This window comes from Hydrocoleum sp. CS-953 (assembly GCF_002260545.1).
Lineage (GTDB): Bacteria > Cyanobacteriota > Cyanobacteriia > Cyanobacteriales > Microcoleaceae > Trichodesmium.
Genome location: NZ_LGSU01001237.1, coordinates 1 through 8386 on the forward strand (window position 1 = coordinate 1; position 8386 = coordinate 8386).

The following is an 8386-nucleotide window of genomic DNA, read 5'->3' on the forward strand; positions in this document are numbered from 1 at the left end:
GATGGTGATATTCAAAGTGTGATAGAAACTGTGGAAGAGCTTCAGACATCACAAGCAATTTCTACCGCTTTTACTCTAGAGATTTTGCAGTTGGCGAACAATTTCCAACTCCAACGGTTGCAAACGTTCATTGAATACTATCTTGATTGAAAAGCGGTCAGCGGTTAGCAATCAGCAGTCAGCAGTAAACGTGCGAGGAGAGTGGAGCATTCCGGAACGGAAAGGGAATTTCAACCCCGACTCAAAGTCAAAAAAGTTCTAATGCTGACCGCTGAAGTGCTGACTGCTTTTTAATCAGGACTTACGCATAAGATAGGAAAAACTAGGATCTGAGATTGCTTCCGCTTCGTCGCTGCGGACGACTATTCAACCGGATTCTATATTACTTCCCTTTGGTTGCAATGACAGCTATTCAAAGTGACATTTTATTACCCTGGGCTACTTAAACAAAGAATCGCAATATGATAAATTAAAAGCATCAAGCTTGAAAAGACTCAGTTTCCAAAATTATCAAAGAGGTTGTATTGATGAAGTTTATTTTGTGGCCAAACCATCGCTTTCTCAGATATTCATTGGTATTTAGCTTACTGTTATGTATCAGTACGATCGCTATTAGTTGCAGTTCAACTTCTTCTAACGAATCTTCTGAAAGTGAACAAATTTCCTCCTCTAATCCTTCTATAAGCAATACTTTAACGGTAGCGCTGCTTCCTTGGCAAAGTCCTGAAAAGCAAGAAGAAAAATTACAACCTTTAGCTGAATATCTAGAAACTATTCTCAAACGTCCGGTTAATTTCCAAATTACGAAAAATTATGCAGAAGCAGTTGATTTGATTGTTAAAGAAGAGGTAGATATGGCATATTTAGCAGCTCTTACCTATATCAAAGCCAACGAAGGCAACCCTAATATTATAGCAGGGGACAGGGAACACTTAACTGGGAACAGTGGGAAAAGTGTTTCCGTGGTCTTTGATTCATCATCAGTCTATGTCCTAATCGCCCTGGCTGTTNACACTTAACTGGGAACAGTGGGAAAAGTGTTTCCGTGGTCTTTGATTCATCATCAGTCTATGTCCTAATCGCCCTGGCTGTTGCTATAAACCGTTAGTTATACCTATAGATAGAGTGAGTGGCAGACCTTGGTATACTAGCGTTATAGTTGCAAATACTACCAAAAATATTAAAACTCTGCAAGATTTAAAAGGTAAACGCTTTGCTTTTGTTAGTCCATCTTCCACTTCTGGGTTCCTTATACCGATGAATGGCTTGGAAACTGCGGGTATCGATCCCACAAGAGATTTTGCTAAAATTCGTTATTCTGGCAGTCACGATAAAGCCACACAAAATTTAGCAGATGATGTGGTAGATGCAGTCACTAACGATAAGGCATCTTTCCTGNCTGCAAGATTTAAAAGGTAAACGCTTTGCTTTTGTTAGTCCATCTTCCACTTCTGGGTTCCTTATACCGATGAATGGCTTGGAAACTGCGGGTATCGATCCCACAAGAGATTTTGCTAAAATTCGTTATTCTGGCAGTCACGATAAAGCCACACAAAATTTAGCAGATGATGTGGTAGATGCAGTCACTAACGATAAGGCATCTTTCCTGCGGAGTCAAAAATCGGGAAAACTAGATGCTAATTATCAAGTTATCTGGGAGTCAAACCCCATACCTTCCCCCCCCATAGTTATCAATACCAAGAAGTTCGCACCAGAAGTTATTAAGCAACTCCAAGAAGCTTTGATAGATGCTCCCGTAGGTGTTGTAGATGTAAGTGGCACTGAATCTGCTGGTTATACCTTGGGTAAAGATGCAGACTTTGAAGAAANCTCCAAGAAGCTTTGATAGATGCTCCCGTAGGTGTTGTAGATGTAAGTGGCACTGAATCTGCTGGTTATACCTTGGGTAAAGATGCAGACTTTGAAGAAATACGACAAATCTACACCCGTCTGAAGTCTACAACAGTACCCGAAAAATGAAGATTCTGACTAAATTTATTGCTTCAACAGCAATTTCTGTGGGATTAGTAGCTGCTTTACTCGGAGGTAGTACACTCTTGATTAGACAGATAGAAAAATCTATAGAGCAAACCCGCGATCGTACTAATCAAGCAGTTCGTAAAAGTCAAGAGCTTAAGCTTTCTCTAGAAAAGCAAACTTCCACGCTGAAAGACTATCTTTTGCTTGATCGGAGTGTTGTTTATATGAACACCTATCAGCAAGAGATGTCAAATTTTTTGACCAGTTTGGAAGAGATCAAAGAGTTAACACCAGAATCTAAAAAAAACGGAAGTAGTAGGCCGTCGTCATGAATTTCTTGTCCGCTTAGTTAATAGAATTGTACAAGATCAAGATTATTCTACTTTTCGGATCAAGCAAGATGTCAAAGCTATTAACTCATTCGAGGATGATATTCTACTATTTCTCAATTTATTGCTGGAGGAAGTACGGCAACAAGATGCTGTTCCCCAAAAAGCTGCGATGCAATTTAAGCGCAATGCAACTATTGTCACCTACTGCTTAATTGGGGTAGTGTTGTTGATTTTTATTGGTCAGTTTTCCCTAACACTGTTACCGGTAATTCGCTCGATTCAAACCCTGCAAATTGGTGCAGCAAAATTAGGAATGGGGGATTTATGTTATCGTTTCCAAATTCAGACTGGTGATGAAATTGAGAAATTAGCTCAAGAATTTAATCAAATGGGGGTTAAGTTAGCTGAATCTTACTTACAGTTCATTGGAACAGAAGTGACAAGCTGCTGATGCTGCTAATCAGGCTAAAAGTTAATTTTTAGCTAATATGAGCCATGAACTCCGCACCCCCCTTAACGGGATTCTGGGTTATGCTGAAATTCTCAATCGTTCCCAAACCTGGGGAGAAAAGGAAAAAAAAGGAATTAAGATTATTCATCAGTGTGGTTCTCATTTGCTCACCCTGATTAATGACATCCTGGATATCTCCAAAATTGAAGCTCGCAAACTAGAATTGCAACTGCAACCAATTCATTTACCATCTTTTCTCCAAGGAATAGGGGAAATTATTCGCATTCGGACGGAAAAAAAAGGCGTTGATTTTGTTTATCTACCAGATCCTAATTTACCAGAAGGTATTTTTACCGATCCGAAAAGATTGCGTCAGGTACTAATTAATTTATTAGGAAATGCTGCTAAATTTACTGAAAAAGGTAAAGTGATATTGAAGGTAGAGGTAATTGATTCTATGGCAGCACAAAAACAAACTGAATACCCAACATCTGAAGATAACGTCAGACTCCGCTTCCAGATTAATGATACAGGAATTGGCATGAGTCCAGATTCTTTAGAAAAAATTTTCCAACCTTTTGAACAAGTTGGTGAGGGGAAACGACACGCTGAAGGAACTGGACTAGGACTTACTATTACTCATAATATTGTTAGTCTTATGGGAAGTGAGATTGAAGTTACAAGTNGAATACCCAACATCTGAAGATAACGTCAGACTCCGCTTCCAGATTAATGATACAGGAATTGGCATGAGTCCAGATTCTTTAGAAAAAATTTTCCAACCTTTTGAACAAGTTGGTGAGGGGAAACGACACGCTGAAGGAACTGGACTAGGACTTACTATTACTCATAATATTGTTAGTCTTATGGGAAGTGAGATTGAAGTTACAAGTGAATTAGGAGTAGGTAGTAGGGAGTAGGGGAGTAGGTAGGGACGTTGCACAGGCAAAAATGCGTTTTCCGTTCCGGAATGCTGCGCAAACATGTCGCGCAGCGAAACGCTGCGCGACATATAAAGCGGAGCTTTGCGTTAGCAAAACGTCCGTACGGGAGTAATTTTTTTGCTCAACTATGCGTCCAAAATCCTAACTTTTTGATTTTTCACCGAACCGTGCATAAAGAGCTGAAAATTAGGTGTCTCTGTGCAGGATAACCTCAATANGCGGAGCTTTGCGTTAGCAAAACGTCCGTACGGGAGTAATTTTTTTGCTCAACTATGCGTCCAAAATCCTAACTTTTTGATTTTTCACCGAACCGTGCATAAAGAGCTGAAAATTAGGTGTCTCTGTGCAGGATAACCTCAATATTTGTAGCAAAAATTTATCAAACTGGTATTATAAATCGCGTAATAATAATATTAAAAAAAAAGAGCTAAATTATGGACAATTCTGATTTAATTTTAGTGGTAGATGATACTCCTGCTAACTTAGCAGTTCTTTCAGAAGCTTTAAGTGATGCTGACTTTGAAGTAGCGATCGCCACTGATAGTGAATTGGCTATTAGTCAAGCAGAATTAAGTGTACCTAGTTTGATTCTGCTTGATGTAATGATGCCTGGTATTGATGGTTTTGAAACTTGTCGTCGTCTCAAAGCTTCTAAGATAACTCAAAATATACCCATAATTTTTATGACTGCTCTTAGCGATACCACTGATAAAGTTAAGGGACTTAGTTTAGGAGCAGTTGATTATGTAACTAAACCATTTCAGGAAGCAGAATTAATTGCCCGCGTGAAAACACAATTAAAATTATACCACCTCACGGAAAAGTTAGAATATCAAGTAACCGAACGTACAGCAGAACTAAAACAAGCTTTACAGCAGGTGCAGCAGTCCCAAGTTCAGCTAGTGCAATCAGAAAAAATGGCAGCTCTAGGACAGTTAGTTGCAGGAGTTGCCCATGAAATTAATAACCCTGTTAACTTTATTTATGCTAACCTCAATCACATGATAGACTTCTTGTAAAATTTTTAATTAAATTAATTAAAGAAATAAAATTAACAATTTTGACCGAATAATTAATAATTATTAATTAAATAATTCAGCTTTATTNAAATTAATAACCCTGTTAACTTTATTTATGCTAACCTCAATCACATGATAGACTTCTTGTAAAATTTTTAATTAAATTAATTAAAGAAATAAAATTAACAATTTTGACCGAATAATTAATAATTATTAATTAAATAATTCAGCTTTATTAGCCTCCTCTTTCAAGGTCAAAAAAAGTGCTAAGATATTTCCTTATATTCAATTCCCTTAAGGTTTTAATTATAGGTAATTATTAATTATCAGTTAGTTCATAAACATCAAAAAACAACACCTAAGCCTTACTCACTGAGTGACTTCCTTCCATTTTTGGATTATCTCTGGAGATGTACTAAGCTATGAACCTTAGTTACGTTGCTCCCTTTTTACCAATTAAGGAAATATCAGTTTTCTATCTAGGTGTTGCTTTTGAGTATTTAACGAGACAGATTTTCTTGGATTTAACAGAGTTTTAACCTCCTGAGTTGCTAAAATTATTTCCTCTATTTTACTAAATTTGAAATGGAGTTAAACTCAACCATAAACTTGATAATTTTTACTCCCAATACTATTCAAACTTGAGAAAATATTAGCTACTGACAAAGGAGTTCCTGTTCTTTGAATCAGACAGATAACTAGACTTAGCAGTGTTGTTTTTTCCTCCTTATTTGTATATTAACGGCTTAACCGAAAATCAAGGTTGATAACAACCTGTTGGTTTCTCAAGAAATACTTGTGCCTTTGGCTTTAGCACCCTTCTTGAAGTTTTACCTTCTTGCTAAGAAGATGAGGTTATGAATATTTGAAGCTTTACTGCTTCAATTACTAATCTAACATTTTTCCTAATTATTACAAGGAAACTTTACTAAACTTTACTTTTTAATTATTGACATGAAAAATTTGATTATTTTCAATTTAATGTCACAATAATATTGTTGTTGTTAAGCAGTCTTTTTCATAGAACAACACCCATCTAGACTAACTACATTACTTCCTCTTTTCCTCTTCAGGTCTTGGAATTACACAGTGTTAAATTTACTGTAGTATTCCTGATATTATTAGTAGGAAGTATTCGCTTTTTAAATGGGTGTTATTCTGGTTTCGTATTGAGACAGACTTAAAATGGAACAGCTTTGTTTACCTCCTTAGCTGAGTGATTTCCTCTATATGATTAAAGGTGAAATAGAGTTAGACTCTTTCAAAAATTTGAGTTCATTGCTCCCCTAAAACAACTTGAGGAAATATCAACCAATGTTGGTTGCTGTTGGTGTCTGAACAGACAGATGATCAATGGATTAAACAGTTTTTTTGTTACCTCCTTAGTTATCATTTCAACTCTTGTGCATCTGTCAAAGAAGTTTATTTACTTCTTCTATATTTTTAATTTAGCACTATTCATCAAGTATGCAAGTTAATGTAATTAAACTTCACTTAATAAGTATTCAACACTTTTGATATTGTAAATCTAGATTAAATTTTAGTTGCATTTACCATATAAGAAAAACTTGAATGAAACTCTTATTAGGAGATAATTTAGTATTTAGGAAAATATAAGAACAACAATGTTAAGAATTGAAAAAAATATAAATTAAACAACCGTTATATGTTAAATGGCGATCGCAATATTCTTAATAACTGTCAATGTTCATTTACTATTTACTAGATATAGCCGTAAACTTAAATTTGGACTTTTGACTTTTNGATCGCAATATTCTTAATAACTGTCAATGTTCATTTACTATTTACTAGATATAGCCGTAAACTTAAATTTGGACTTTTGACTTTTGGACTTTTGACTTTTGGCTTATAATTTTGAACTTGAAAAATTTAAGACACAATTGTGGGATTCTAATAATATATAAACTACTAATTACTAATCAACCAATTATCTAAAATCTAAAAAAAGTTAATATAACAAGACCCCAATTAACTGGCCCATAAAGAGAATGTTAAAAACATCAATTCCATCCATACGAGAACAACAAAATCCCTTAGTATGCCAACTAGCAGACACCATAGAAGCAGTTTGGCAGCGCTACCTAGACCTAGAACCATATTACCTACCAGCAGAGTTAGGTTATGTAGAAGGCCGTCTGGAAGGGGAAAAACTAACAATTGAAAACAAATGCTATCAAACTCCCCAGTTTCGCAAGTTACATCTAGAACTAGCAACAATAGGCCAAAACCTAGATATATTGCACTGTGTTATGTTTCCGAGAACAAGTTATGCCCTACCTATGTTTGGAACAGATTTAGTGGGGGCTAGGGGCAAAATAAGTGCAGCAGTAGTCGATCTATCACCCTTAAGCCAAGACAGAAAACTACCAGAAGTCTATAATAGTCAACTGAAAACTTTACCAACAAAAGAATTTTCTCATCCTCGGGAACTCCCAGAATGGGGGGAAATATTTTCTGAATTTTGTCTATTTATACGACCAACTGGTTTAGAGGAAGAACAAAAATTTATATCTATAGTGGAATCTTACCTAGAAATACATTGCCAACAAGCGATCGCCCAAAAACCAGTTACTCCAGAACAACAACTTGAGATTCTTAAGGCTCAAGGCCATTATTCCACTCAACAGAGACAAAACGACAAAACTCGTCGAGTATTGGAAAAAGCTTTTGGGCGAGAATGGACAGATTATTATTTAACTACTGTATTATTTGATAGCCCGGATTATTGATTAGAGAGAAAATTACGAATATTTTTTTTGAGTTGTTATCAAATTTAGAGATTTGATATTTTCCCGACGCTGCTATACATGAGACAGCGCGGGATATCTCAACCTCTCAATGCGCGGTTTATATTTTAATGCACCTACCTGACAAGATTTACTCCCAATAGTTGATGTGTTGTCTGTGGAGAGGTAAGGCGATGGGTAAATTACAACAGGTTGACCCAGCAGATATTTTTTAAAGTATCAGTACAAAGTATGTAAAATTATTCCTAATCTTTAAGTTTTAACTGTTCTTATTCTATTTGGATAAATATTTGCTACCAATTTCTGTTTGGAATTATTTATAAGTAGTAGGANTTTTCGGACAGTTTTTAGTATGTAAAATTATTCCTAATCTTTAAGTTTTAACTGTTCTTATTCTATTTGGATAAATATTTGCTACCAATTTCTGTTTGGAATTATTTATAAGTAGTAGGATTAGGAGAAATAGTAGATTACTACCCTAATAATTTATCTGGCACACAAAAGCAAAGGGTGACAATTGCTTATGCTTTAGTCAGTAAATCTAAGTTCTACCGTTTCACAGAAGTTAAAAGTTAAAAGTTAAAAGTAATAGTGTATAGGTTCAAAACTTTGAAGCGCTCAGTAATTTCAGGAAATTATTTCACTTATGTAGTTTGAAACTATTGGTGAAATATTTAAACTGAATTAGTATTATGTAGATGAACCCACGGCAATTTTAGACAGTAAATCTAGTAAAAATATAGTTAAAGTTATGCAAAATTTAGCTAGATACAGAAAACACAACTATTTTTCGGGCATATTTTAATTTTCGGTTAGTTCATCACCGAGTAATTGCATTTGATTAATACCCTTTTTGATGCTTTTAAGCTGCTGAGTAGTTTCTTGAAGTGAT

General features: G+C 35.4%; 7 protein-coding genes and 2 pseudogenes. All 9 read left to right on the top strand.

The window, feature by feature from the left end; all coding sequences use genetic code 11:
* Positions 1–527: 527 nt before the first annotated feature.
* Positions 528–1010, top strand: a 483-nt coding sequence (locus tag AFK68_RS21055; RefSeq protein WP_168186584.1) for a PhnD/SsuA/transferrin family substrate-binding protein, incomplete at its 3' end; no start/stop codon positions are given.
* A 52-nt stretch (positions 1011–1062) separates the two neighbouring features.
* The coding region (locus AFK68_RS21060) for a PhnD/SsuA/transferrin family substrate-binding protein (protein ID WP_256386618.1) at positions 1063–1398 on the top strand (336 nt) is incomplete at its 3' end.
* A gap of 1 nt (position 1399) precedes the next feature.
* On the top strand, positions 1400–1829 hold a 430-nt coding region (locus tag AFK68_RS21065), incomplete at its 3' end, for a PhnD/SsuA/transferrin family substrate-binding protein (protein WP_246844321.1).
* 147 nt (positions 1830–1976) lie between these two features.
* Positions 1977–2312: a hypothetical protein gene (locus AFK68_RS21070; RefSeq protein ID WP_094674819.1), complete on the top strand. Its 336-nt coding sequence runs from the start codon at positions 1977–1979 to the stop codon at positions 2310–2312.
* A 313-nt stretch (positions 2313–2625) separates the two neighbouring features.
* Positions 2626–2763, top strand: a complete 138-nt coding sequence (locus AFK68_RS45910) for a hypothetical protein (RefSeq protein ID WP_371357483.1) — start codon at positions 2626–2628, stop codon at positions 2761–2763.
* Positions 2759–3448, top strand: a pseudogene (locus AFK68_RS21080) (sensor histidine kinase); the annotation flags it as partial. The gene AFK68_RS45910 and the pseudogene AFK68_RS21080, both read left to right, overlap by 5 nt.
* 43 nt (positions 3449–3491) lie before the next feature.
* Positions 3492–3683, top strand: a complete 192-nt coding sequence (locus tag AFK68_RS21085; RefSeq protein WP_371357484.1) for an ATP-binding protein — start codon at positions 3492–3494, stop codon at positions 3681–3683.
* A gap of 458 nt (positions 3684–4141) precedes the next feature.
* Positions 4142–4723: pseudogene (locus AFK68_RS21090) on the top strand (response regulator); the annotation flags it as partial.
* Positions 4724–6735: 2012 nt separating this feature from the next.
* Complete coding sequence (locus AFK68_RS21095; protein ID WP_094674826.1) at positions 6736–7476, top strand: phycocyanobilin:ferredoxin oxidoreductase; 741 nt, start codon at positions 6736–6738, stop codon at positions 7474–7476.
* Positions 7477–8386 lie beyond the last annotated feature (910 nt).

Bases quoted from the DNA above. Each gene is read 5' to 3' on its own strand.
- AFK68_RS21070 (WP_094674819.1), top strand. From the start codon at position 1,977: ATGAAGATTCTGACTAAATTTATTGCTTCAACAGCAATTTCTGTGGGA.
- AFK68_RS45910 (WP_371357483.1), top strand. From the start codon at position 2,626: ATGGGGGATTTATGTTATCGTTTCCAAATTCAGACTGGTGATGAAATT.
- AFK68_RS21095 (WP_094674826.1), top strand. From the start codon at position 6,736: ATGTTAAAAACATCAATTCCATCCATACGAGAACAACAAAATCCCTTA.